At 53.8% G+C, this 24,761-nt stretch carries 21 protein-coding genes and 2 tRNA genes; 6 read left to right on the plus strand and 17 right to left on the minus strand.

Translation table 11 applies throughout. The features are described from left to right. Nucleotides 1-72 precede the first annotated feature (72 nt). The 7 genes from SH467x_RS18010 to SH467x_RS18040 all read right to left on the minus strand — a co-directional run bounded on the left by SH467x_RS18010 (nucleotide 73) and on the right by SH467x_RS18040 (nucleotide 4,806). The gene (locus SH467x_RS18010) at nucleotides 73-309 is read right to left on the minus strand and encodes a hypothetical protein (protein ID WP_482368484.1); all 237 of its coding nucleotides are present in this window, start codon (nucleotides 307-309) and stop codon (nucleotides 73-75) included. Beyond that, complete coding sequence (locus SH467x_RS18015) at nucleotides 309-1,052, minus strand: ATP-binding protein (protein WP_482368485.1); 744 nt, start codon at nucleotides 1,050-1,052, stop codon at nucleotides 309-311. The genes SH467x_RS18010 and SH467x_RS18015 overlap by 1 nt, the downstream gene beginning before the upstream one ends. Then, on the minus strand, nucleotides 1,033-1,569 hold the full coding sequence (locus tag SH467x_RS18020) for a hypothetical protein (protein ID WP_482368486.1): 537 nt from the start codon (nucleotides 1,567-1,569) through the stop codon (nucleotides 1,033-1,035). Before SH467x_RS18020 ends, SH467x_RS18015 begins: the two co-directional genes overlap by 20 nt. Before the next feature lie 341 nt (nucleotides 1,570-1,910). After that, on the minus strand, nucleotides 1,911-2,171 hold the full coding sequence (locus SH467x_RS18025; protein WP_482368487.1) for a DUF1580 domain-containing protein: 261 nt from the start codon (nucleotides 2,169-2,171) through the stop codon (nucleotides 1,911-1,913). A 214-nt stretch (nucleotides 2,172-2,385) separates the two neighbouring features. Next, nucleotides 2,386-3,237, minus strand: a complete 852-nt coding sequence (locus tag SH467x_RS18030) for a hypothetical protein (RefSeq protein ID WP_482368488.1) — start codon at nucleotides 3,235-3,237, stop codon at nucleotides 2,386-2,388. A gap of 110 nt (nucleotides 3,238-3,347) precedes the next feature. Further along, nucleotides 3,348-4,580 carry a tyrosine-type recombinase/integrase gene (locus SH467x_RS18035; RefSeq protein WP_482368489.1) on the minus strand — a complete coding sequence of 411 codons (1,233 nt, stop codon included), beginning with the start codon at nucleotides 4,578-4,580 and terminating at the stop codon, nucleotides 3,348-3,350. Nucleotides 4,581-4,733: 153 nt separating this feature from the next. Continuing rightward, a tRNA-Lys gene (locus tag SH467x_RS18040) sits at nucleotides 4,734-4,806 on the minus strand. Between the two features lie 121 nt (nucleotides 4,807-4,927). Here SH467x_RS18040 and SH467x_RS18045 point away from each other — a divergent pair. Together SH467x_RS18045 and SH467x_RS18050 are read left to right on the plus strand one after the other, a co-directional pair. Further along, complete coding sequence (locus SH467x_RS18045; RefSeq protein ID WP_482368490.1) at nucleotides 4,928-7,084, plus strand: hypothetical protein; 2,157 nt, start codon at nucleotides 4,928-4,930, stop codon at nucleotides 7,082-7,084. A 9-nt stretch (nucleotides 7,085-7,093) separates the two neighbouring features. Next, a complete protein-coding gene (locus SH467x_RS18050) occupies nucleotides 7,094-8,665 on the plus strand; it encodes a GMC family oxidoreductase (RefSeq protein ID WP_482368491.1) in 1,572 nt (523 codons plus the stop codon). Nucleotides 8,666-8,689: 24 nt separating this feature from the next. Here SH467x_RS18050 and SH467x_RS18055 read toward each other — a convergent pair whose 3' ends face one another. The 8 genes from SH467x_RS18055 to SH467x_RS18090 all read right to left on the minus strand — a co-directional run bounded on the left by SH467x_RS18055 (nucleotide 8,690) and on the right by SH467x_RS18090 (nucleotide 19,464). Continuing rightward, nucleotides 8,690-9,226 (minus strand): DUF1854 domain-containing protein, encoded by a 537-nt coding sequence (locus tag SH467x_RS18055; RefSeq protein ID WP_482368492.1) that lies wholly within the window; start codon nucleotides 9,224-9,226, stop codon nucleotides 8,690-8,692. Between the two features lie 40 nt (nucleotides 9,227-9,266). Continuing rightward, nucleotides 9,267-10,019 carry a phosphoadenylyl-sulfate reductase gene (locus SH467x_RS18060; protein ID WP_482368493.1) on the minus strand — a complete coding sequence of 251 codons (753 nt, stop codon included), beginning with the start codon at nucleotides 10,017-10,019 and terminating at the stop codon, nucleotides 9,267-9,269. A 177-nt stretch (nucleotides 10,020-10,196) separates the two neighbouring features. Continuing rightward, nucleotides 10,197-11,648 carry a tetratricopeptide repeat protein gene (locus SH467x_RS18065; protein ID WP_482368494.1) on the minus strand — a complete coding sequence of 484 codons (1,452 nt, stop codon included), beginning with the start codon at nucleotides 11,646-11,648 and terminating at the stop codon, nucleotides 10,197-10,199. 6 nt (nucleotides 11,649-11,654) lie between these two features. After that, nucleotides 11,655-12,818 carry a 5-(carboxyamino)imidazole ribonucleotide synthase gene (locus SH467x_RS18070; RefSeq protein ID WP_482368495.1) on the minus strand — a complete coding sequence of 388 codons (1,164 nt, stop codon included), beginning with the start codon at nucleotides 12,816-12,818 and terminating at the stop codon, nucleotides 11,655-11,657. A gap of 82 nt (nucleotides 12,819-12,900) precedes the next feature. Beyond that, the gene (purE, locus tag SH467x_RS18075; RefSeq protein ID WP_482368496.1) at nucleotides 12,901-13,422 is read right to left on the minus strand and encodes a 5-(carboxyamino)imidazole ribonucleotide mutase; all 522 of its coding nucleotides are present in this window, start codon (nucleotides 13,420-13,422) and stop codon (nucleotides 12,901-12,903) included. Nucleotides 13,423-13,542: 120 nt separating this feature from the next. Further along, nucleotides 13,543-15,099, minus strand: a complete 1,557-nt coding sequence (locus SH467x_RS18080; RefSeq protein WP_482368497.1) for a glutamate racemase — start codon at nucleotides 15,097-15,099, stop codon at nucleotides 13,543-13,545. A 118-nt stretch (nucleotides 15,100-15,217) separates the two neighbouring features. After that, nucleotides 15,218-17,749, minus strand: a complete 2,532-nt coding sequence (locus SH467x_RS18085; protein WP_482368498.1) for an excinuclease ABC subunit UvrA — start codon at nucleotides 17,747-17,749, stop codon at nucleotides 15,218-15,220. Continuing rightward, nucleotides 17,746-19,464, minus strand: a complete 1,719-nt coding sequence (locus tag SH467x_RS18090; protein WP_482368499.1) for a polyamine aminopropyltransferase — start codon at nucleotides 19,462-19,464, stop codon at nucleotides 17,746-17,748. Before SH467x_RS18090 ends, SH467x_RS18085 begins: the two co-directional genes overlap by 4 nt. A gap of 299 nt (nucleotides 19,465-19,763) precedes the next feature. On the opposite strand from SH467x_RS18090, the gene SH467x_RS18095 reads away from it, so the two are divergent. The 3 genes from SH467x_RS18095 to SH467x_RS18105 all read left to right on the plus strand — a co-directional run bounded on the left by SH467x_RS18095 (nucleotide 19,764) and on the right by SH467x_RS18105 (nucleotide 22,431). After that, on the plus strand, nucleotides 19,764-19,982 hold the full coding sequence (locus SH467x_RS18095; protein ID WP_482368500.1) for a SlyX family protein: 219 nt from the start codon (nucleotides 19,764-19,766) through the stop codon (nucleotides 19,980-19,982). A gap of 217 nt (nucleotides 19,983-20,199) precedes the next feature. After that, nucleotides 20,200-22,089 carry a glutamine--fructose-6-phosphate transaminase (isomerizing) gene (gene glmS, locus SH467x_RS18100; protein ID WP_482368501.1) on the plus strand — a complete coding sequence of 630 codons (1,890 nt, stop codon included), beginning with the start codon at nucleotides 20,200-20,202 and terminating at the stop codon, nucleotides 22,087-22,089. A 126-nt stretch (nucleotides 22,090-22,215) separates the two neighbouring features. Continuing rightward, nucleotides 22,216-22,431 carry a hypothetical protein gene (locus SH467x_RS18105; RefSeq protein WP_482368502.1) on the plus strand — a complete coding sequence of 72 codons (216 nt, stop codon included), beginning with the start codon at nucleotides 22,216-22,218 and terminating at the stop codon, nucleotides 22,429-22,431. Nucleotides 22,432-22,600: 169 nt separating this feature from the next. Here SH467x_RS18105 and SH467x_RS18110 read toward each other — a convergent pair whose 3' ends face one another. Then, complete coding sequence (locus tag SH467x_RS18110) at nucleotides 22,601-23,347, minus strand: metallophosphoesterase family protein (protein ID WP_482368503.1); 747 nt, start codon at nucleotides 23,345-23,347, stop codon at nucleotides 22,601-22,603. A gap of 52 nt (nucleotides 23,348-23,399) precedes the next feature. Next, on the minus strand, nucleotides 23,400-24,152 hold the full coding sequence (locus tag SH467x_RS18115; protein WP_482368504.1) for a metallophosphoesterase family protein: 753 nt from the start codon (nucleotides 24,150-24,152) through the stop codon (nucleotides 23,400-23,402). A gap of 375 nt (nucleotides 24,153-24,527) precedes the next feature. Here SH467x_RS18115 and SH467x_RS18120 point away from each other — a divergent pair. Next, nucleotides 24,528-24,601: transfer RNA gene (locus SH467x_RS18120), tRNA-Met, on the plus strand. Nucleotides 24,602-24,761 lie beyond the last annotated feature (160 nt).

Genomic DNA, 24,761 nt, shown 5'->3' on the forward strand with positions numbered 1-24,761 from the left:
GCGACGCGCATCTAGGTTGTGCCGGTCAGTTCGATACAAATTTGTTACTTGCATTGTTGTAATAAATCCCGATTAGTCAACCGTGTTTGGTGCCCGAAGGAGAAGCGTTTCGCCTTCGAAGAGTCTTGATCGAACTTGCTGTGCTATTAAATCGACGATGCCGATGTTAATGTCCGTCGCGACGTAAAGCTTCACCGGTGTTTGATCGAGAACGAATAGCTTCTTCCCATCGAGCCTGGCCTGTGCCTCTAGCGATCGGTGAAGCATGTCGATGATTCGCAGTGAGTTAGACTCGAAAATGTAATGCATTAGTTCGGCTCCCTTCGCGAACGATAACTTGGCCAGTCCATCGGGATCATTAGCGCGTTGTGTCTTAGCCGATCTGCTATTTGGCTACCGATCCTTGCGTCGAACTCCTCCCCACTAGTTACGTTGATCGATACCCATGTCGGAAGACATTTCGAATAGCGAGCATCTACCAAACCGAATAACAGAGACTTTTGAAAGTCGCTTAGCGCTCCGCTCGGTGGTAATGGATCCGAAATCCAAAGTATCGGAGCGCTGAAATCGTATGGATCGGCCTGGGCTCGACCGAATGCCGTATCCTGAAGTTTCGCGTGCAAATCACAGCCATTGACCCAACGGGTGGATCTCCCGATCTCGGCAAAAACCTGACGAGCGAGTCCCATCAATAGATGATCCTTGCCTGTTCCTTTTGTGCCCCACAGAATGACGTTTTTGCCTTTGGCAATGTTTGCACCCGCGTTGAAAGCGTAATCTTTCAGCTGGGAGACGACTTTCGCTTGGCGTTCGATCGGTGTCTCGTAGTTGTCAAGCGTGCAATTTGCATATCGAACTCCGCGTTTGGCGATCATAGTATCCATGCGTTTCTGGTCGGCCTCCCAGGTTGCCGTAATCTGTCGATCGAAATCGCTGAAGTCGCCAGATTCGACCCGAACCAATGCGGGCTCAACGATGCGCCAACGTGCTCGTGGGGATAGCGGAGACAGTCCCGCAGTAACGGTTCGGTTATCAGCTGAATAGAGATGCATTCTCTAGACTCCTTTCCGGTGAAAAATCCGCGCTAGATGCGTATCCTTGCTTCCGTGTGTTGTTGAATCGATTCGGCGGCCTGTCCTTTTTGGCGCGGCGATCCCACTTTCGGATGGTTGCTTGCCAGTCTTTGATCTGAATACCTCCGCCTGTCTTCCAACCATTTTCTGTGTAATGGTCGCAAAACTCCTCCGCGTCAACCGAAAAACCGTTCTCGCTGACAAACTCGCGAACTTCTTCCAATTTTGGCGGATGAAATACCGTTCGCTTATTTACGGTTTTGGTTTCGGATTTGGTTTGCTCTTGGGTAGATGGTTGGTCGGTTATACTTTCCTCTCGATCGACTCGCGCTACAGTATTAACTGCCTGCGCTACAGCCTCGACTGCTATCGTTACAGTATTGCCTGCTAATGTTACAGGGTTGAATGCAAAATCGGTTATTACAATTTCTTCAATCCGGTCCCAGTTGATCGATATGGAATTTGTGTAGCGATGTCGTCTCTCGACGATAATCAAGCTAGCGGATTCCAAATACTTGATGCACCTTCGGATTGTGCGTTCGCTTTGGCAGGTTTCGCGAGCCAAGGTAATACAACTCGCATAGCATTTCGGTGCTGCGTGGTCATCTATTGCACGCAATGTTGATTTGATCGCTGCTCCAGAGAGCGGAAACGAATCAACACGCGTCGTTGAGAATACGATGTTTCGAAGTAGGGTAAATTGATAATTTCGCGACTTGATGTCGGTCGCGTTATTGCCTGGTGCAATCATTTGGCTACACTTTCATTTGAACACGATGTTTAGAAACGAACATCAGAAGAAGGCCGGCATAGGCAGCCGGCCTTCTTCGTTTAATCTCAGAAGCTGTTGCGCTTTGTGATGAATCGGTTGAGGGCTTGTGTGGATGTGTACCAGTAACGGCCGCCCATCTTGATGGCCTCTAGGCGCACGCCTCCAACTCCTCGAGTAATCCACCGAATCAAAGTCGGTTTCTCGGGCCGATAGCCTGAGATCGCGTGCATCTGACGCATTGCCTGGTCGAGCGAGATTACATCCTCGGTAAGAATCTGGGAAACAGCCTCCTCAGCTGTCTTTGGTCGATCAATCGTTTTGTTCACGGTTTCCTCCTGCAAAGGTGAATTGGTTTGCATGGAGTGATTTGAACGTGAGATTTGACGCTTCAACTATTTTTTCATTCGCCCGTCAATTGCGAGAGAACAAGCGAAACGTGATCGGTCAACGTTTTCCCAGTGTGCGACAGAGGTCGAAGAGCCTGGGAATTCTGCGATTTATTTTCATCCCGCAACTATCTTCAAGGTAGTTGGGGGGCTGTTAGGCCTTCTTATTGCCTGGTTTCTTTGCGGTTTTCGTTGGTGTCTTTCTTGGTGGAAGTGTGGGGAATTTCGCCATTTGATTTAGCTCGAGAAGAATCTTCTTTTTGGTTGCGTCTTCAAGCGGAGTTTTACAACGCTCACAGTAAAGCTCGTAAACGGTCAACAACGCAATCGGGTCGTATAGATTAAATCTGCCTTCGCCATCCTTTACCGAACCAATCGCGGTTGGTTTTTTCGATCTCCAAGTTTCGGATTCTTGAAACTTACCGACCATTACGCGTGCTATTTCTTCTTCGCATTCCCACTTGAAAAGATACTTTACTGCAGTTCCTTTTCGCGGTTCAACGGGCGTAGAAGTTGATTCGGTTGGTGGTGTACTCGACGTTTTTGCAAGTCCTACATCGTTGGCGATGGTTTCCGCTGTCTTCTTGATCTTCTCACAAAGCGACTGTAACGCATCGAAGTAAAGAGCTTTGCAACTTGTTGATTTCGGACTCTTCCAAATCTTGTCAAATTTGGCTTCGACCCGACGAAGAGCAACAAAAACACTGCCCCGAAAGAGGCGGTGACGGCTAGACTGCTTGGCGTATTCGTTGAGAGATTCGATTGCCATTTCCGATGGACGATAGAGCATCCAATCATCGCGTGATGGCTTGACTCTAGGATCTTTGTAGTGATCTTCGATCACCTCCGCCCATATCCACAAGTGGAAGCATCCAGAGCTAACGGGATCAAAACCAGCAGGGTATGGGCATCTCTTTAGAATCTCTTCGTTGGATGCGGGCCGGTAGACGGGGGGATTAAGTGGGAAGCTCGGCGATGCTTCGCGCTGGCGAGAATGAACAGGCATTTTGGATGCTCCAGGGTGAAGATTCGCCGCCGATCCACCGGGTTAGCTGGAGCACTTTCCCGGAGGATCGGCACGGGGTTAATTACTCCCCTGGCGATTGGATGGTAATTCTACAGCTTCGGCGCGTGCTTGGCTGCCTCAATCGCTTTGCGCTCGGTGACCTGGGCGTAATGCTCGGTCATTCGGATATTCGAATGCCCTAGCAAAGCCTGAACCGCCTCGGGCCCCAATACGTCGCGGATCGACGTTGCTGCGAGGTGCCGCAGCTGGTAGGGGTGCCAGTAGGGAACTCCTGCCTTGTCGCAAGCTCGAGCAACAGCTCGGCGGTAGGAGTGGACGTTAAAGCGATCTCCCGGGCCCCTGGTAGCGTCCGGATTCGATCGGTCCCGCTGGCTTGGTTGAACCTTTGTCTTGCGATCCGCTCGCTTCTGTGCGTTGTGCCATGCCATGGACTCTTGGGGGGAGAACAGAAAGCTGTCGGGATCTCGATTCAGGAAGTCGATAATGGCCTCCCTCGCATCGCCTACCAACGGGATCGCTCTTGCTTTTCCTCGGGTGGCGTTCTTGTGCTTGGCTGGGCGATAGACCCATTCCGGGCCGCTTCTGTCGATCTCGCCCGGGGTCATGTTCAGAACCTCGCTCGGCCTGGCTCCGGTGGCTACCTGAATGCGAATAACGGCCTTGAGTTGTGGCGAAAGAAACTTCGCAGTCGCTCGAACATGCTCGATCGGGGCCGGCTCCACCCGTTCGGTCTCGCGCGCGGTCGTTTGTCCTATTCGCAAAGGCTCAACGCTCTTGAGCGCATCCCATCGCGAAGAATCAACGAGCTCCTGCGAAACGGCGTGGCGAAAGATCCGAACCGTCGCATTGGTGAGGCGATTGCAGTATTTGCGAGATTTCCCAGACTTTACCCATCGATCTCGCTGCTGTTGAAGCAATCGCGGGCCGTACTCGCTTGCTAGAACGGATCCGCTGTGTTTGTCCAGTTCATCGCACAATCGGTTGAGTCGGGTTCGCTCGACTAGATCGTTTTGGTAGATCTTTTCGATGTGCGATCGATACGCCGCTGTGATGTGCTTCACGTGGATCGGCTCGGCGGATTGATTGACCGATTGAGTCGGAATTACGAATCCGGCGGTCATTTCCTGTAAGCTGGCCGATGTGATGTGGGGCGGAACAACGAGCCCATTTTGTTGGTACTCGCGAATGAGAACCGCGTACCTGGCCAAAGACTCCGGGGAGCCATGTTTTCCAAGGTAGTAGGTGGTTCCAGCGATCTCGCAGATCGCTTGCCCGCTGAGGTGGAACCGAAGAGACGGAACCAACGCCTTTGGTCGTGGCATCAGAGCAATTCCTGTTGGTTTTCGCCCATTTCCGGTGTACTGCCCTGCTAGGACAGTTTTCCGGTATGGACTTCGACTTTACAGTGTCGCTCGGGTGATTCCCGGTACGCCTCGGTTGGCGTCCGACCTTGAAAAACGTTGATTAAACTTCAATGAGAGCGGAGAGACTCGAACTCTCGACCCAAGGATTAAAAGTCCTTTGCTCTACCGACTGAGCTACGCTCTCTTTAGACTGGGTTTTTCAAGACCGAGCAACCCCGTGCTGGGGATGCCACTACTACCGGCTTCCCGGCCCTGATGTAACGGAGCATGGTAGCAACGTCGCCAGATTTTTAAAGGGGCTTTGCGTGATCACCGAAAACTTTCAGCCTGCGTTTTCATCCACCATTTCGGATTTTCCGAACGCGACGAACAACGCGTGGAAAGCGATTTTTCGCAAGACCTTGTACCGTTTCACCCTCGCGGTACTCGGGATCGTCAGCACACTGGCTTGGATCGTTTACGCTCCCGCAATTTCCCACGCCGGCGCTAGCGCGAGCCACTGGGCTGTCGTCGTCAATGGTGATTCGATCTCCTCTCGGACCGTTGCCAATCACTTCTGCTCCCTTCGAGGTATCCCCTCCAACAATGTGATCGTCTTGTTCGGTATCCCAGAAAGTGACAGGGTCTCGATCGAGTTCTTTCGAAACTCAATCCTTCTCCCCGTCTTGACCCAAATCGAACAACGGGGCTTGGGGCGACATCTCCAAGGTATCGCCTATTCGGTCGACTTCCCCACCGCCATCGATGTCGCACCAGAAGTCAACTCGCTCCCCGATAAATCTCCATACCTTACCCCAGTCGCGTCAATCAACGGACTGACCTACTTCTTCAAGCATGTCGTCGCTGGCTCACCCGCTTATCTGAGCTTTGAAGCGAACGGGTACGCATCTCGTCCCGGCTCCTCCCTCCTTCGTCCTCTCATCGCCGACGCCGAGATCATGAAAGATCTCGTTGCGAAATCTCAAGCCATGGATTGGGAAAATGCAGCAAAAATTTTCGATCAAGAAGTACAGAAACTGCCCCGAGATCTTCGCCCTCCCATGCAAGTCATCGCTGCCCAACTTTGGATGAAGAACGACAACTCCGATGAAGCATTGGCCAGACTCGAACAAGCCGTGCTCGGGGGATGGTCCTACCGCTCTGCTTTAGCGGACGACGAACTTTTTCAACCTCTCCAAAACGACCCTCGCATGAAACGGATCCTGAAACTATGCAAGGACGATCCATTTGATTTCACCCCTTTTCGGGGGTTTGACGCCCGAACAACTTTTGCACCGAACTCGCTCGCTACCAAACAGCCGAACTTCGGTACAACCTACTTGCTATCGACGATGTTGGGCGTCTCAAAAGACTTCGGTATCACTCGCTTTGAAGTAATCGATGGACTGAAACGAAGCACGCAATCGGACTTTCAGCCAATCGATGGCACCTTCTTATTCACGAAGACCGGTGATGTCCGGACGACGACTCGCCTCCCGTTCTTTGATCTCGCCATCCAGCGACTAAAGAAAAAAGGATTCGATGCGAGGGTCATCGAGGAGGCATTGCCAACGAAACGGGTGAAATGCGCAGGACTAATGATCGGTACGCCTACCTTTCAGCTCGCGCAAAGCGGTGCGGAACTCATGCCTGGGGCCATCGCAGACAACTTGACCAGCCTCGGAGGTGCCATGACCGACGCTTCACAGACCAAAGCTACCGAGTTCATTCGCCACGGTGCTGCCATCAGTAGCGGTGCGGTCACCGAACCCTATTCGATTATCAACAAATTTCCAAATCCCCTCATTCACGATGCCTATACCGATGGAATGACCTCAGCCGAAGCCTTTTACAGTACCGTCCTATGCCCCTACCAACTACTGATAGTCGGTGATCCTCTCTGCCAACCTTTCGCAAAACCCCCTCGATTCCAAATCATGGAAGCACCCGAACAGATCGCTCGAAACCAAAGCATCCAACTTCGATTCTCCCAAGATGCCGACGCTCCTGCGATTGATACGGTTACCTGCACCATCGACGGCATTTACATCAACGAAGTCCTCTTCGAACCCGACCTGCAACTCAACACGTCGAACGCGCCCCTCGGTTGGCATGAATTACGTGTGATCGCGAAAGGAAACGGGCCGATTCAACACCGTTTCGAACAAAACCATTGGGTCTACCTCTTCGACGAAGCGTCCGACTTGCAAAAGAAAGACCGAGTCACATGGAGTTGCCCTGATACTGTCGACTTGCAGAAGACGCCTGAACTCGAAATCACCTCCAGTGGATTTGCAACCGATCGCGAAATCGAAGTCTGGCACGAACTAGAGAAAATCGGCAGCATTCAAGCTGGAACTTCCAAACTGCCTCTTTCGATGCCGCAGGTCGGGACGGGACCCGTTCGATTGCAACTCAAACAACAGCGAGAGGATGGACGGACCGTTCACTCTGCATTGCGTACCGTGCAAGTGAACCCCTAGGCAAATCAATTGGTCTATCGCGTCAAGTCTTTTGACTACATCGTCGTCGGTGCTGGTTCAGCCGGCTCGGTACTGGCTTGGGAAATGGCACGCCGCGAATTAGGAACCGTCGCGGTCTTGGAGTCAGGAACTCGGGCTACGCATCGAAATTCTCGAATCCCGATCCTTTATCCATGGCTTTTTCGCGAAAGCCCCCTCTGCCACCCGATTGAGACGGTACCACAATCGGAATTGGCGCATCGCCGCATTCCTCTACCCGCCGGGAAGGGACTGGGCGGATCCTCCCTCGTCAATGCGATGATTTGGTCTCCTCCCTCTCTTCGAAACCTTTCCGATTGGGAATCGATTACCGGTGGTAACTGGAAAATTGCAGAACAACAAGATGCGCTGAAGCGCGTTGCTCTCTCCTATTTCCCAGAGCCTGATACCCTCCCGATGGTTCCCTTTGTCCACCCTTCCCTGGAACCATTCCTCCATGCTAGAGATTGCGATGGAGAGGCAATGTTTTTTCCCTACCGTCGCACCCTTCGATCAGGACGCAGACTGAATGCCTGGCAAGCGAACAAACTTCCATCGCCGGTTTCCAATTTGCAGGTTCTGAGAGGTCTGCATACGAATCGAATCCTTTTCAAGGACCAAACCGCTATCGGTGTTGAAATCACGGATCCGGTTTCTGGCACACAACAGTCCCTCCTTGCCAACCGCGGGGTTATCCTTTGCGCGGGTGCACTCCACTCCCCTGAAGTCCTTCTGCGGAGCGGATTGGGAAGATGCGAAGAATTGGCTGCCGCTGGAATCGAACCTCGGATCGAGTCACCGCAAGTCGGTCGGAATCTGCAAGACCACTTGATCTTTCCGGTGATCTATCGCTCAAACCTGCCAACACTTCCCAGTCGGTTCGGGCGGGAGGACATACAGGATTGGCTGTCCGCTACAAACCAACTCATGACTTCTAATATCGCCGAACTCGGGTCTTTCCTGTCGTCAACCCAATCAGGGGACTGGAAACTTACCACCGGAAATTCCAATACCTGCGACCTAGCTACGATGCCACTCGATGGGCAACTTCATCTGACCCCCACTCATTACCTGGAATACCCGATTCGAGAACAACCAACCCAGGCGATGAGTATCGGCATCACTCCGCTTCACCCCCAAAGTCGCGGCACCGTGCGAATGAACCCCTCCGGCCAAATCGAAATAGACCCGAACTATCTTGCGGAACCCGAGGACCGTGAGGTCTTCATAAAAATGATCCAGTGGATCCGAAACCATCCGATGCACCGCTTGTGCGAGCTTTCTATCGGCGATGAAATTTTGCCTGGAACCAAAAGGCAGCGCGACGAACAAGTCGCGGCGTCGTTGTCGCGGTTCGCCACCACCCTCTACCACTACATCGGAACCTGCTCCGTCGGCACCGACCCGCTTGCGGTGTGTGATCCTGATTTTCAAGTTCGCGGCGTATCGCAACTCTACGTGTGCGACGGTTCCATCCTTCCATCCCAACCCTGCGGAAATACGCAAGTCTCAGTGATGATGATCGCACATCTACTAGCAAACAGACTCTCTGCGACTAAGTAGCTGGCGACGGAGAAGAGTCGCGGACTAAACATACCATTCGATGAACGCTCGAGAACGTCGATCTAAAGCCGAAAGATCCTCGACTCGGAATCGCATCCCATTCGCATCTAGTATATTGACCGCTTGGTTGGAAACTCGATGAACATCCTCTTCCGAATTGAGAACGAAACGGGTGATGCCATGGTTGGTTTCCACCAGCCACTCGCACGGCTCTGTTTTGCCCGAGACGCTGATCACTCGTTGGATGACAGGGATAAACTCGCGAAGCTTCAACTCCTGCTTGAGCAACCCCGACGCTTGCTCCGAAAGCTCACTGAGCGAGTCGATGCAAAGCAGTTCCTCAAACTCTTGATCGAGAATTGAAATTCCGCGTTCAGGAGCCGTTAGCGGAAACATCGGGATGATGTTGATATTCGAATAGGTGACACCCTCTGCATCCACGAGCTGCACATGCCCCCAAGCGTCCAGCGAAATCGCAAAGATCCACTCTCCGCGATCGGATCGCACATGCGGGACCTTAGCCAAAGAGAGCCCACCACTCCCGTCCGTCGCTTGTGTCACGATTCAGTCCTATAACGAAAGGAGCCTTCCATTCCATCGATCAATCGGAAGTATGTAGACCGCACTCGGTTTTCCCCGTCCCGCTCCATCGCCCCGCTCGCTCATCTTCACCAAAACTGGTTGGACGCGTGCAAGGCCAGCATCCGATACTCGTGTACCCTTGGTCCACGAGCGGATTGTACGGAATCTCTTTCTCAAAGATCCGGTTCCAAACATGTTTCTTGGTCCAGTTGGCCAAGGGACTGACCTTCACCAAGTGAAACTTTTTGTCCCATCCAATGATCGGGGCCGTGGCTCGGTCCGGACTTTGATCCCGGCGAATGGCGCTCGCCCAAGCGTGTCGGCCGAGTGCTGCCCGTTCAAGCACCTTGATCTTGCGATCAAAGCAGCATCGATTGGAGTCCGTGATGTACAGGGGACCGCCGTGCAATGCTTCGTATTCGGGAACCGTCAGCTCCGGCTTGAGCAAATCGACAACCAATCCATACTTCTCGGCGACTTTGTCCCGCAAATCAAGCGTCTCTTGGAACTGGTATCCGGTATCGAGATTGAACACATACATCGTCGGAGCGATGCGTGAAATCATTTCGAGGATAACCATCCCCTCTGGGCCGAATGCCGTCGCCATCGTGAACTTGCTGCCAAACCGATTCCACGCCCACTCCAAGATCTCCTCGGGCGAGGCCGTTTCCAGCTGCTCACTGGCCGCCTTGAGGTCGGACAAGAATTCGTCTGTTGGGTAAAGAGGTGGCTCGGCAGCTTGCGAGCCGACCAACCTGGTGTCTTCGGCCAACTTAGGTTACCAGTCGATGGGGAGGTAGGTAATGGAAAGGTACCGGGCCGCACGGGTTTCCAACAACTTCTGTGCTGTCATGCGGTGCTGTATTCGATTCAGAGATTTCATTCGGTGCTGAAATATAGCGGCCGCTAGCGGATTCGGTCAAGATTGCGAGCGTGCTTCGCCACCGTGCTAAGGTTGCGCGGTTGGCTCTGCAAACCGAGTAGCGAAATAAAACTCGCCCTTGGACGTCTCAAGCCCTTTTCGGACGTTTTCTGCTTCCGAGGTTTTTCCAAGAGACTGTTTGATGCGGAACAAGAAATAAGCGGCATCCCGGGACAAGTTTCGATTCGCAGTCGGACGATTGAATGACTCTTCACCCTTTTGCGCATCACCCGACTTGGCGTAAGCCCATCCCAAGGTAGCGATCGCCTCGATGGAGTAGGCAAACTTTTGCGCATTTTGCTCGGCTAACTGCAGACCTTTCTGCTTGTCGGCTCCATCCTCGCTCTCCAGCAAAGCCCACACGTAATGGTTGGCGATCGGCAAATTACCTGGGTTCTGCTCCCAAAGTTTTTCAAGAAGAGGACGGGACGCAGCAAAATTCCCGAGCATCTGCTCGGATTGCGCGACATGGAACACGAAATCGGACTTCAATGCCTCGCTCGGTTTGCTCTTGGTCAAGACAACCTTCGCCTCCTCGCCGCGGTTCTGCCTCAAAAGAAACCGAGCATACTCGCGACGAACAAGATCTCCTCCCTCCCGCTCCGAACCCTTGCGAAGCCACTCCTCCGCTTCGGTGTTCATCTGGGACGCCTCAAACAACGCTGCCATCGCTAACTCGGTCGGTGGTGCCATCCCCGGTTGCAATTGCTCCAGAGCACGAAATTTGCCCTCTGCCTCGTTGTAGTCCTTCAAATAGAACGCAGCACGTGCCAACCCTTGCAACGCAGGAAGCGATTTCGGATTGGACTGAAGCAATTCCTGGTATCGAGTTCGCGCCTCGTCCCACCTGCCTCGCCGCTCCTCGATCGTCGCTGATACTTCCTGAAGCAGCTCCTTCATGTGACCCTTGTAGGCATCGCTCCATTCAGGCTGCGGCACCGCCTCGCTCGCCATCTTGGTATGCAAACTGGCCTCATAGAGTCTCCCCTGGGTAAGGGCTAGACGAGCCAATTGCAAACGAGTGTCTTGACGAGCCGAGTACTCAAATCCAATCTGCTGCATCAACTGGTTCGCAGGTACCGGTTGATTCAACTCGAAAAGCCACCCCGCAATCAACAACTCAGCGAGGGGAAGATCTTTGTAGGTTTCGGTGATCTTCGCGATCCGCTCCTTGCACCCAGCCAAGTCACCCTGTGCAAGCCGCCCTTTGGCTTCATCCAACGCAGACTGGATCAAAGTGCTATGAAACGCCCCAACCAACTTAGGATCTGCCGTCTTGATGTTGGAAAGGATGTCCGCAGAAACAACAGAACACCCAATCAACGCAATCAGCCAGGACATTACCCACGCCTTCGCTGTGTTCATTTCAGTACGCATCGCATTCACCTTGGTTCCATTACGGGCTTCAATTCGTAACCCAATATACCTTCTCGGTCCGCCTACCAACTTCATGGCAGCGAGCATTTCACACTCAGGCATGGTTTCTCAACCCTGCATTCGATAACGCAGGCGTTCTCGAATCGCTAACGCACGGGACTTGGCCGCCTCGGCCGTTTGATCCAATACGGTCAAGTGCCCCATCTTGCGTCCCGCCCTGGCTCGATCTTTCCCATACAGATGGAGATAACTCGAGGACTCCACAAAGGCTTCCTCAAACCGCGGGCAACCATCTCCCCAAACATCTCCTAAAAGATTGACCATCGCCGCCGGCTGAATCAACGAAGTATCTCCCAGCGGCAAATTGCAGACGGCGCGTACCTGTTGCTCAAACTGACTCGTCCGACATGCCTCCATGGTCAAATGCCCGGAGTTGTGCGGACGCGGTGCTATCTCATTGATCATCAATCCGAAGGACTCGGATACGAAAAACTCAACGCACAATAGCCCCTCCAGCCCAAGCGTTTCCGCGACCCCGCAAGCGATCCGGCGAGCCTCGCTCTCGATCTGAACCAACTCGCCTTCGGTGGGACAAGTCGTCACGTCAAGAATGTGATTGGCGTGTGCGTTGGTAAAGGTGGGGTACACAGCGATTTCCCCTCGTGGAGACCGAGCTACCAACACGGAAACTTCCGCACGATAAGGAATCCACTTTTCCGCAATCACCGGCTCCGGACCCAACAGCTCCCAAGCCTCCTTGGCCTCGGCTGGGGTAGCGACCTTTTTCTGCCCCTTCCCGTCGTAACCCCAACTGGTTGTCTTCCAAATCATCGGCCAGCCCAATTCCTCGCCGGCACTTTCTACTTCAGCAAGCGAACGGATCTCACAATAAGGTGTGACGGGAAAACCTGCCTGAGACAATGTCGACTTTTCGCGAATTCGATGCTGAGCCACCGCGAGCACTTGCCTACCTGGGCGGACGGCAACGATCTCTGAAGCTCTCGCGACCGCCTCCAGTGCAATATTCTCAAACTCCAAGGTGATGACATCGACCTTCTCTGCAAACTCGCGAACGGCAACGGGATCCAAGTAATCGCTCTGGATGGTTTCATTGGCCACCTGCGACGCGGGGGAATGGGACTCGTCGGTGTAAACAACCACGCGATATCCCATCTTCTGAGCTGCCTGGGTGAACATCCGCCCCAACTGACCTCCACCAAATACCCCAAGCGTTGCACCTGGTTCTATGACTTGCACGTGATCTTGTTCCATTCTATTGCATTCGATCTGTGGCGTTCTCGATGGGGCAGTCGATCTGCTTTTCGCATACGACTCTCCCACAGGACCGGGATTCTCAAGCCGTTATCGGAGGGAGACTTTGATTCTCCATCACACTCGCGGTCTGGTCTCGCAGGAATGTCGACATCTTTTGTCTTAAGGATGGGTCTCTGACACCGAGTATCCTCGCTGCGAGCAAGCCCGCATTCTTTGCCCCCGCCACGCCAATGGCAAGCGTCGCGACAGGTATCCCCCCAGGCATCTGAACAATGCTCAGTAAAGAATCGAGCCCGTTCAAAGCCTTGCTCTGAACCGGGACGCCAAGTACAGGAAGCGTCGTACACGATGCGACCATGCCAGGCAAATGAGCCGCCCCTCCCGCTCCCGCGATGATCACTTCGAGACCCCTCTCCTCCGCTTGGGTCGCATACTCCATCATGGTATGTGGCATGCGGTGCGCCGAAACAACCCGCGCCTCGTAAGGGATCCCGAATTGCTCCAGAATCTTGCACGCCTCCTGCATGGTGCTCCAATCGGATTGAGAGCCCATGATCACGCCGACCTGCGGGTGACTCGAAACCGATTGCGAATTCGTCATCCTGAAGCGATTCCCTTGAACGATTCGTGAACTCCATGCGGCCCAAACCGCAAACCTGCGGGGATTGTACCCCCTCGCATCTGCTTTGTTGAGCCGCACTGGTTCATTCGCACTCGGTTTTCACTCCGAGACGCCGGTCTGCCTCGAAAGCAGCTCCAATTCCTTCCACACATTCGTACATTTTTCCCGCAGCAATTGGGCCAATGCTCCAGGCAACTCCTTCGGCGCGAGCGGAACAAACCGCGTGTCTTCCTCCCGATCGGAACGGACCCGCCTGCCGTACTTGTAATCGCTCAACAAATTGCCTTGCGCGTCGCAATGCTCCCGCACCGTCGGTGAAGGTACCGACCAATACATCCCTTCTAGCCGCGGTCGATCCAAACCAGCTTTTTTGGAATTCCGTCCTGTCTTCTTCAACGTGACGAACAATTCCTTCGCGGTCCACTCCGCAGGATCGATCAGACGAATTTCTTCTGCCAGGATCGACCGATAGGGATACGTGCCCTCTTCGCTCTTCCAGTCTCGCAGTCGACGCAAATTCTCGCGTATGGCATCCGCCTCAAACGGAAAGTGCGTGCACCCCAGGATGACGCTGTGAATCGGTGATTCGCTTCCCGAACGTCGATAGTTCTCCACCATCGTTACCACATCGTACTTCACATAATTGCTCACCGAATTGAGCCGCATGTCCCCCGTATCCGAATTCGAATCCAAAATGCCCGACGGCTCAAAGTCATAGACTCCTGCCAACTCCTGAAGAAGAGGTGCCGAAACGCTCGCCGGCCCCGGCCCCTGGTACTCGGCCTGCCTCGCTTTCGCGTCGCTGCCTGCCTGGGATGGAGGCAGGACGAAGGACGGATTCCCCTCGATAGCACCCGCTAATCCAACACTCCCTTGCTGCCACACAATCGGCACTCGCTTCCCCGCTTGACCAGCCATCCTCGCAATGGCTCTCGGATACGCTTGACTGCTGCAGGTCCCGACCGTTGCCATCACGGCAACCGCGCCGGGGGACTCTACACTCGTGAGCTCGCGCACCAACGTGCTCGCCCCCGCTTCGACGACGCCAATCACCGGTATATCCAACTCCCAATGACGCAACGCGTTGCGTATGTCTTCAAGACCAAAAGCGGTTGCGGTGTTGCAAGCAATCACGATCGCTTTCACCGGAGGCTTGTCGAAACTCGGCTCTACCGCTTCTTTTGACGACCAATAGCGATTCCCAAGCAGGAACATGGCGTCGCGAACAATGAGCTCCCGCAGAAAAAGTTCGCGTCCACTGCTCGCGTAATTGCCATAAGGCATATTGGCTTGGTCGCCCAAATAAATAAATGTCTCGTTCTGAAAGTCAGGGATGCCGTCTGCCCCCGGTTTTGCCGTCTTGTTGTCGAAGGCATCGAGTCGCAAAATGGTTTCCAAAACGGTCAAACCACCAATCCCCGAATCGAAGACTCCAATGGGCAAATTCTCAGGAGGCGAACGACGCAACATATCGAGCGAGAGACGAAAGTCGTTGCCGTCACCACCGCTTTCTCGAACCTGATCGATGAATCGACGCAATTCGCCTAACTCCTTCGCGTCATCAGTGGCCTGTGCCATGACCTGCCCTGACGACAAATCAATCAAACTGCAAAACAACAGCCACCAAACCCAACGAAAGTTCCGATCTCGAAACATGTCCTCTACCTCTGCGACCTAAGCGAATAAGTCCCGTTGAATCTTCTTTTGCTGCCCAATTCTACTCCGCCCGACCCGTCGATGGGAATTCTTCCCACGACCCTCGCAATCTACCAAATCATTCCAACCGGTTTTCTCTCGCAGCACGAAGCGCCCATCCCGTCGGTGTCTCCTGCGCTGCAATCGCCTCCGGAGGACCATTTCCTACAATCTGACCTCCGCGAACTCCGGCTTCAGGACCTACATCAATGACCCAGTCGCAGGCTCCCAAAACATCCATGTGATGCTCGATGACCAACACGGAATTACCCTTGTCGACCAATGTCTGTAGCACTCCGATCAATCGATGCACATCCTCGGAATGCAAACCTGACGTCGGTTCGTCAAGTAAGTACAAAGTGTTACCCGTCCCGGCTCGAGAAAGCTCCGTTGCCAACTTAATCCGCTGAGCTTCCCCGCCGCTTATCGTGGTCGCAGGTTGCCCGAGGGGCATATATCCCAATCCCACTTGGCACAACGCTTCGAGCGGCGCATGGATCTTTGGTATCTCACTGAAGAATTCGCATGCTTCCTCAATGGAAAAATCAAGCACCTGGGCAATCGACTTCTCCTTGAACCGCACCGCAAGTGTCGTGCGTTGAAATCGGTTTCCTCGACAGCGGGGACAAAGGACATAAACATCCGCCAGAAAGTTCATTTCCAACTTTTGCCTACCCTGCCCGCTGCAAACTTCGCATCGGCCATTACCAGAATTGAAACTGAAATGGGCGGGCAAAAATCCTCGTTGCTTTGCATCCTTTGTCGATGCATAAAGCTTCCGGATCTCATCCCAAAATCCACAATACGTCGCGGGAATACTCCGAGGGGACCTACCGATCGGCGATTGATCGACCTCGATCACTTTATCGATGGATTCATAACCGGAAATTGCACCGAGGTGATGCGGCACACAAAACTCTCGCGACAGAACTGCCTTCATAGCCGGAGCCAAAGTGTCGTGGACGATCGTGCTCTTTCCGCTACCACTTACTCCCGATACTCCCACCAGTCGTCTGATCGGAATGCGAACATTCACATTGTCGACGTTATGCAGTTGGATCTTTTCCAACTCGATGCAGGGATGTTGAACATCGATCGCGCGCGCGATGGGAGCGGGGGGCGATAAAACGCCAGCCAAGTGCCTCGAGGTAACAGACTCCGGAAAGGTATCGACGGACGACGGATCAAAGAATTGCTGCGGTGTCCCCTGGCCGACAATTCGACCGCCGCGATGCCCCGCCCCAGGTCCAAAATCCACGATCCAGTCGGAAGCTCGCATCATGTCGGTGTCATGCTCCACCACAATGACCGAGTTCCCCTTTTGCTGGAGGATCCGCAGGGACTCTATCAATGACGTCGTATCCCGAGGATGCAATCCAACCGATGGTTCATCCAAGACATAACAAACCCCGGTCATTCCCGTGCCAATACTCGTTGCCAAGCGAACTCGTTGCAATTCTCCGCCACTGAGTGTCGACGCACTCCTGGCAAGCGTGAGATACCCGAGCCCCACATCGCATAAGAAGCGCATCCGTGTAACGATCTCCTTGCGAATGGGCGAACCTATCACTCCCCGGTTCCCCTCCAACGATAAAGATGAAAACCATTCGGCCGCCTCCTGCAATGACATCTCCGAAAGATCGGCAATCGACATCCCCTCAAGCTTGATCGCTAAAGACTCCTTCTTCAATCGACTCCCCTGGCACACCTCGCAGATGCTCTCGCCTCCGTCTTGACTACCAAATCCTTCGCAAGCCGGACAAGCTCCATAGGAACTATTGAAACTGAATGTGCGAGGCTCTACCTCCAGCAGATTGATGCCACACGACGTACAAGCGAAGCGTGTTGAAAAGAACTGCTCCAACGTTTCTCCGGTCGCCCTTCCATCCCCCCGAGTCTCCGCATGCACCTCGAGCAACCCATTGCTCAATCGCAACGCGAGTAACATCGCCTCCTGGATGCGATCGGATTGCTCCGGCCTCAATACCATCCGATCGACGACTGCCGAAATGGTATGCTCCTTTCGAACCGCCAGTGTCGGCAAGTCGTCCATCTCGTAAAAGGTTCCATCCACCTTCACGCGCACCAAACCTGCCTTGCTAATGCGATCAAAAACATCGGCGTGCGACCCCTTACGCCCCAAAACCATCGGTGCCAACAACACCAACTTGCACTCGCTAGGGAACCGCAAAACCGCCTGCAGAATGTCGTTGGGGGATTGCCGCTCAATCGGCTTGCCGCATTGATGACAAGCGGGGATCGCAACGCGCGCCATCAGCAATCGAAGATAATCATAAATCTCCGTTACTGTCCCGACAGTACTTCTAGGACTCAAGCTCCCTTGCTTTTGATCGATGCACAACGATGGTTGAAGCCCTCGGATAACGTCGACATCCGGCCTCTCCATCTGATCGACAAATTGACGAGCATAGCTGGATAAACTCTCCAAATACTGACGCTGGCCTTCCGCGAAAAGAGTGTCGATCGCCAGCGAACTCTTGCCGCTCCCGCTTACCCCCGTTATGACAACGAACTTTCCTCGAGGGAGATCCAAATCGATTCCTTTCAGGTTATGCGTCCTGGCTCCGCGTATCTCGATTCCTGAAATCATCGACTCAAACCCATTTCATACAACATGTAAAGCTTGGGCTCGAACAACGAATTGATAGGAGTCTCCACGGGCCCGTCATCCCTCGCGAACACCTGCGAACTCCGCAAAATATCGTTGTTCAAATAGCGAAGGGGAACGTCCCGAAGGGCTGCCATCCCCGCATCGGTTGATGCGGACTCTTTCACCGCCAAATGAAACCCCCACTCACCAAACGAATTGAGAAAGGTTCGGTAAGGGGTGACTCGCAATCGACTTGCCTCCAACGTTCTGCAAACACACCAAAATGCCTCACGGGTCACGATGGGGGAACCACTCTGAGTTACAAGACACCCGTCTTGGGCCAAAATGTTGGATACCATCGTGTAAAACTCCCGTGAATAAAGCTTATTAAGGACCTCGCTGTGCGGATCGGGCAAGTCGATCAATATGCGGTCATATTCATAATCGGATGCCCCCTCACCGTTTCGATCCCGTTCATGCTTCACGCGAGACAAATCCATCACATAGTTGAACGCATCGACATGGTGGACTCTCACGCGAGGATCAAAAAGTGAATCTCTATTCAACTTGCGAAGCGGACCAAACTCTCGTGCCAAACGCGTCATCTGCGGATCGATGTCCACCAAATCGATCCGCTCTACCTCGGGATACTTGAATACCTCCCGAACCGCTAACCCATCACCTCCCCCCAAAATCAAAACCCGCTTAGGATCCCCACCCAGACTCATCGCAGGATGTACCAACGATTCGTGATAGCGATGCTCGTCGGATGCCGCAAATTGTAAATGGCCATCCAAATACAACCGAAGCTCTCCGTTTCGCGGATGTTTGGTAAACACAATCCGTTGGTAAGGACTCTGCTCACTGTAAAGCATCTCGTCCGCGAACAGCTGCCCCTCCGCAAACCGAGCCAACCATGTCGATGCAAACAAACCAGCGAGCAATCCCATCGTGACGGCTAGCGTCCCCCATCGATAGGGTCTCAATGCAGGATGCGTTCTCCTCAGCACCCATAACGCAATCGCAGCGACGGCTATGTTGAGCAACCCAATCGCAAACGAGGAACGGAAAAGCCCCAGGCTTGGCAGGAGCACCAATGGAAAACTGACCGAACCGATCAATGCGCCCAAATAATCCAAGGAGAGGACATGCGCCAACGACTCCGAAAACCCCTTGCCATTCGACAAGATTCGGGTCAAGAGCGGAATCTCGAGACCCACCAATGCCCCGACAATACCAATCAACAAAAACATCGTTGGGCGATACAACGCGAAGGTGGGGAAGATACAAAAGAGAATCGTAGCACTGAATCCACCGACCAACGCTACCGCGATCTCAATCTGAACAAAACGAATCACCAAATCCTTTTGAATGAACTTGGTCAAATAAGATCCAATGCCCATCGAGAACATAAACAGTCCGATGGTGATCGAAAACTGCGCAACACTATTCCCCAAAAGATAACTTGAAACGGCCGCAATGATCAACTCGTACGCGATCCCACACATCGCCACAATAAGGACCGAAAACAAGAGCCACCCCGCTTGCGAGGAACTTAGCAAGTCGACATCGTCTGGAACGCTGTTGTGCATGCCGTCTGGATTTGGCGGCGGCGATTCGATGGTCAACCCATTCTCTCCTTCGGGATATTCGGTACTTCGAAGCGGATGTTTTCGCGCAATCGATCTGCGATCGGTCAAAGCGTCCGAAATCATCGATCGGGAGCACTGACCCAACCTGGGGCAAATGCAGATGGATAGTGTGACACATCGTCAAGACCTTCGAAAGGCTTGCCGTACCTCCCCGTCTTGTTCGCTCAGTCTCGAACTCCCCGCCTCGAACTCCCACACGTCTCTGATCACTTTCCCCCTTCCGCTATACTCTTTGCTCCGGTTCCCTTCATCCCACCCCTTGAGCCCACTTCGTTAAACAGTCTCCGCAGGCGTACTCCAGCCCACGTCCCCAACTGCAGGTTCATTTCACTTCCCAATCCCCGCACCCCCACATCAACTTCATGACAACCGACAACATCCAGCGCATCGAGCACCTCGAATTCCTCGTCACCCACCTACAAAAGCTCTACGAGGAACTCAACAAAGTCGTCTTTCGCCAGCAATCCGAACTCGACGCCCTTCGAAATCACTTTGTGCGCCTCGATGTCGGCTACCAATCATTGGTCGAATCCGAACGCACCCCGCGCACCCTCGCCGACGACCGTCCTCCCCACTACTGATCCCCCTCTGCATCCCTTCTGTATCCCTCTGTATCAGTTTTGACGCCATTTCGGTTAAAAACGCTCCCGACCCCTCAAATTCATGAAGTTGCTTCGACCGTAAATCCATTACCATAGATCAGTAACCTAGGCTCCCTCATGTGGTGCGGGCGGCTGCGCTCTTGCGCGGCCTCTGCACGTACTCATCCCCCAGCACTCTGATCCTTGGTCGCATTCCATGTGTGGTATCGTCGCATACGTTGGTAAAAAAGAAGCAACCCCATTCTTGCTCTCCGGACTCAGGCGGCTCGAGTACCGAGGTTACGACAGCGCGGGTATCGCTACCTTGCCCTCGCAAACCAACGCTTTTCAACTCTCGCGTGCTGTCGGTCGTATCGACCGGCTCGCTGAGCAAATCGATAAAACACCGATCGCTGGAAATATAGGTATCGGACACACGCGCTGGGCCACCCACGGTCCAGCGACGACGGAAAACGCTCACCCGCACCTGGGGGGACGAGGAATCGTCGCCGTCGTTCACAATGGAGTCATCGAAAACTACCAACAACTCAAAGAAACGCTCATCGAAAAAGGCTACGTCTTCCAGTCTGCCACCGATACCGAAGTGATCTCGCACCTCGTGGCAGACCGCCTGAAAGATCTACTCGATTCTCCGACCAACCCTGGTTCCGCCACCATCGCTTCAGGACCCAACGCTGTCTACGTTGAAGCGGTCCGCGAGTCGGTTGCCCAACTCCGCGGCACCTACGGCCTCGTTGTCATGTTCCGCGATCGTCCCGATCTCCTCGTAGCCGCTCGATGCGGTAGCCCGCTCGTTCTCGGGGTCGGAAAAGGGGAGCAATTCATCGCCAGCGATACCTCACCCTTGGTCGGGCACACCGAACGCATCATCTACCTCGCCGACCATCAAATCGCCGTCGTGACCCAAGATTCCATCCAAGTCGTCCACAAAGACCAAGGCCGCGTACGACCCGAAGTACGCGTTTTGGAGGAGCAATCCCAAGATGTCACGACCGACGGGTTTGCCCATTACATGCTGAAAGAGATCTACGAGCAACCCAACTCTCTGCGCAATGCCATGCGTGGCCGTCTCGACCGTGAAAACGCAACGGCCAAATTCGGCGGCCTCAACCTCACTCCATCGCAATTGCGAAGCGTGAATCGTTTGATCCTCACCGCCTGCGGAACCAGTTGGCACTCGGCCCTTGTAGGGGAATACCTCATCGAAGAACTTGCTCGACTGCCGGTCGAAGTCGAATACGCGAGCGAGCTTCGGTATCGAAACCCTCCTGTCGATCATGACACCCTGATCTTCGGTATCACCCAAAGCGGTGAAACAGCCGACACCCTCGCTGCTCTGAGAGAGATGAAACGCAAAGGACACCATACCCTCGCGATCTGCAATGTCATCGGTAGCAGCATCGCGCAAGAGGCGGACGGCGGTATCTATCTGCACGCTGGACCAGAAATCGGTGTAGCCTCCACCAAAGCCTTCACCTCCCAACTCTGCGTGCTGAGCATGCTCGCGCTCTACTTCGGTCGCCTCCGACACTTGAGCTACGAAGCGGGACATCGCATCATCGATCAACTCGAGAATCTTCCCACTCTCGTCGAACATGCTCTCGGATGCGATGCGGCCGTCCGAAAGATTGCAGAAAAATACAAAGGAGCGAACAACTTCCTGTACCTGGGACGCAACTACAACTTTCCGACAGCCCTGGAAGGCGCGTTGAAACTCAAAGAAATCAGCTACATCCACGCCGAGGGCTACCCCTCTGCCGAAATGAAACACGGCCCCATCGCATTGGTCGATGAACACACGCCGTCGGTCTTCATCATGTCCCGATCGACTGTCTACGACAAAGTCATGAGCAATCTCCAAGAGGTCAAAGCTCGGCGCGGGCCCGTGATCGCCATCGTGGATCAGATGGACGAACAACTGGAAAAGTTGGTGGATGATTATATCGAAATACCCTACGCCGAAGATTTCCTTCAACCGATCGTCGCTTCGATACCTCTGCAATTGCTCGCCTACCACATCGCTGTCCTCCGCGGTTGCGATGTCGACAAACCTCGAAACCTCGCCAAGAGCGTCACGGTCGAATAAACGAAGAATCCATCCCAAGTCGCTGCGTTAGCAAGGGACTACTTTGCAAATGCCGCAAGCGCCGAGGGATCACCCCCCGGGCATCAGCCCCCGATTGCCAACACCTCTTTCAAAGGACTCAAACCCATGAAAAAAGAAGAACTCGGACTCTCTTACAGCGCCCGCAAAGCCTTGACCGTCCATTTAGGGGAAGCGGCTGGAAACGAAATCGCCACTCTCATTCAACGCATGGCCGCTCAGATCGAAGAGCTCAAGAAATCAAAAGTCAGCGTCACGCAAGTCATCCCAAACCAGACCAAGATCGACCCCGTCCTCCAAGCCCTCGAGAACGAATCCTTCTAGCCGATTGGGGAACATTCGTCCTCGCCCCCCGTCAACCGCTCATCCTCACCCCCCCGTCGAACGGTCGGCCCCGACCGTTTAGCCCGAGTACACGCTCTCCCCCATTCAGCCCCCGCCCTGCTTTCGACTCTCTACTTACTACGCTCTACTCTCTCACGCGCAGCGTGCCCTACCTTCCCTCTCGCAGCCTCTCCCCCAAAAAGTTATCCAACTCAGGGATCGCAAAGATCTTGCTAATCGTCGTCTCGATGTCGTACTCGATTCTCCTAAACTCCAGATCTTTTCCGTCCAGGATCACATAGCAACTCCGCCAATCTCCGTCGCGAGGCTGCCCGACGCTCCCGACATTCACCATCGCCTTGTCAGCTGGAAGCTGCGTGCGATAGCCCAGTTCATCCGGACGTTGAAACTGCATGTTCGAAGTGAATACGCCCGGCGCATGGGTGTGACCTTGAAACGTATATCCCTGCACCATGGAGAAAAGCTTCTCCATCTTACGGCGATTGAAAACGTCCTCAGGGAAGACGTACTCATTGAGCGGATTGCGAACCGAGCCGTGGACGAAAAGGATGTTCCCTTCCGCAATCGTTCGGGGGAGCCGAGCAAGATACTCCAAACGCTTTCTGGATGCCTCCGCGGTGGTGGGGTTTTCAAGCTGCCTTCTGGTCCAAAAGATCGCTTGTTCCGCTGCCGCACTGAAGCCTTCTGGGTCGATGAGCGCTCCGTAGTCATGGTTGCCGAGAACGCACGCATCGACGTTGGAGATGACGTCCAGACACTCGCAGGGGTTGGGGCCATAGCCGACGATGTCTCCAAGGCACACAATCCGTTCGCAGCCCTCCGCACGAAGGTCGGTCATGACTGCCAATAACGCTTCCAGGTTACCGTGAATATCGCTAACTATTGCGGTGCGCACTTCCGATTGGACCTTACTAATCTGCAATCCCTGACATGTTGAATCGAAGGCCTCACCGGCCGGTTCTCAGACGATCCCCGAGCATGCGATCGAGGTCGGCGATGCCATAAATCTTCTTGGCGGTTGCATCGAAATCGTATTCGACACGCCGGTAAACAAGCTTCTTGGTGTCGTGATCGATGATGGCGTAGCAAGCTCGGTTGTCCTCATCGCGAGGCTGACCGACACTCCCAACATTGACCATCAACTTTTCCTTACCAAGCGGAAACACATAGTCGCACTGGCTCGGCTTGATAAACTCCAAGTCAGGAGTGAACACCCCAGGCATGTGCGTGTGACCTTGGAAGCAATATTGCGTGATGCGAGAGAAGATACTCTCCATCTTTGTCTTGTCGTAAATAAACTCGGGGAACACATACTCGTTGGTCGGGTCCCGGGGCGAACCGTGCACAAACATGAACTTCTCTTGCACATAGAGCTTGGGAAGTTCGCTCAAGAAATCCCAGCGGCGATTCACGACGTTGGTCGGGCCAGCGTCCAAACGGTCGCGAGTCCAATAAATAGCCCGCAGCGCAACGGGGTTGAAACCATCGGGATCGAAAAGGGCCGCCTGGTCATGGTTCCCCATGATCGTCAGCTTGCAGCGCTTCATCACCAAGTCCAAACACTCGCACGGATTCGGACCGTATCCCACGATATCACCCAGGCAAATGATCTCGTCCACGTTTTGAGCCGCGATGTCAGCAAGAACGGCCTGGAGAGCTTCCAAATTGCCGTGAATATCGCTAATCAACGCTTGCCGCACGCTTTTGCCTCGTAAAGGAACCGAAAAAACGACATTCCGTAAGCTCCCGACCGTACTTGGTCGTGCGCACTAGTCTAGACGATTCCTTGAACGATGGGAGACCACCCCAACCCTTTTCCCAGGGAAGCTTCGGAAATCGCCAAACGTTTCCATCGCGGGGAAGTGGAATAAGTCTCACAAGCCGAATAGCCCCCCAACTTCCGCGCTCCCCCGGGGCGAGAAACGGGTGTCCACCACATCCGGCGTCAACAACATCCGGCGTCAACAACAGCAATTCGCGGGCGAGACAGGAGCGATGCAAAAGGGAAATGGGGTGACGAAAAGAAAAGAGGCAAAAGGGCTAGACACCAAGCCAAGGATACATATCATTTGCCCCGCGGGATGGAGCAGCCCGGTAGCTCGCGAGGCTCATAACCTCGAGGTCGTCGGTTCGAATCCGGCTCCCGCAACTCTACCAACCCTGTCAAACTTTGTTTGACCTCCGGGTTAAGTATTTAAGCCGGCGATGGTGTAATGCACTGTCGCCGGCTTTTTTCGTTTTTCCGCGAGGTTTTTACAAGGGCAAACGCACTTCGGCCCACTCTCTCGCGGATCTCTGGCTCTCCAAGT

Source organism: Brakhagea slesvicensis, from assembly GCF_052161625.1.
In the GTDB taxonomy this organism is placed as follows: Bacteria; Planctomycetota; Planctomycetia; order Pirellulales; family Pirellulaceae; genus JBKCUI01.

Excerpts from the sequence above, each read along its gene's own strand:
- SH467x_RS18015 (WP_482368485.1), bottom strand. The coding sequence starts at position 1,052 with ATGCATCTCTATTCAGCTGATAACCGAACCGTTACTGCGGGACTGTCT.
- SH467x_RS18035 (WP_482368489.1), bottom strand. The coding sequence starts at position 4,580 with ATGCCACGACCAAAGGCGTTGGTTCCGTCTCTTCGGTTCCACCTCAGC.
- SH467x_RS18070 (WP_482368495.1), bottom strand. The coding sequence starts at position 12,818 with ATGGAACAAGATCACGTGCAAGTCATAGAACCAGGTGCAACGCTTGGG.
- SH467x_RS18105 (WP_482368502.1), top strand. The coding sequence starts at position 22,216 with ATGAAAAAAGAAGAACTCGGACTCTCTTACAGCGCCCGCAAAGCCTTG.
- SH467x_RS18065 (WP_482368494.1), bottom strand. The coding sequence starts at position 11,648 with ATGCCTGAGTGTGAAATGCTCGCTGCCATGAAGTTGGTAGGCGGACCG.
- SH467x_RS18085 (WP_482368498.1), bottom strand. The coding sequence starts at position 17,749 with ATGATTTCAGGAATCGAGATACGCGGAGCCAGGACGCATAACCTGAAA.
- SH467x_RS18080 (WP_482368497.1), bottom strand. The coding sequence starts at position 15,099 with ATGTTTCGAGATCGGAACTTTCGTTGGGTTTGGTGGCTGTTGTTTTGC.
- SH467x_RS18090 (WP_482368499.1), bottom strand. The coding sequence starts at position 19,464 with ATGATTTCGGACGCTTTGACCGATCGCAGATCGATTGCGCGAAAACAT.
- SH467x_RS18010 (WP_482368484.1), bottom strand. The coding sequence starts at position 309 with ATGCATTACATTTTCGAGTCTAACTCACTGCGAATCATCGACATGCTT.
- SH467x_RS18095 (WP_482368500.1), top strand. The coding sequence starts at position 19,764 with ATGACAACCGACAACATCCAGCGCATCGAGCACCTCGAATTCCTCGTC.
- glmS (WP_482368501.1), top strand. The coding sequence starts at position 20,200 with ATGTGTGGTATCGTCGCATACGTTGGTAAAAAAGAAGCAACCCCATTC.
- SH467x_RS18030 (WP_482368488.1), bottom strand. The coding sequence starts at position 3,237 with ATGCCTGTTCATTCTCGCCAGCGCGAAGCATCGCCGAGCTTCCCACTT.
- purE (WP_482368496.1), bottom strand. The coding sequence starts at position 13,422 with ATGACGAATTCGCAATCGGTTTCGAGTCACCCGCAGGTCGGCGTGATC.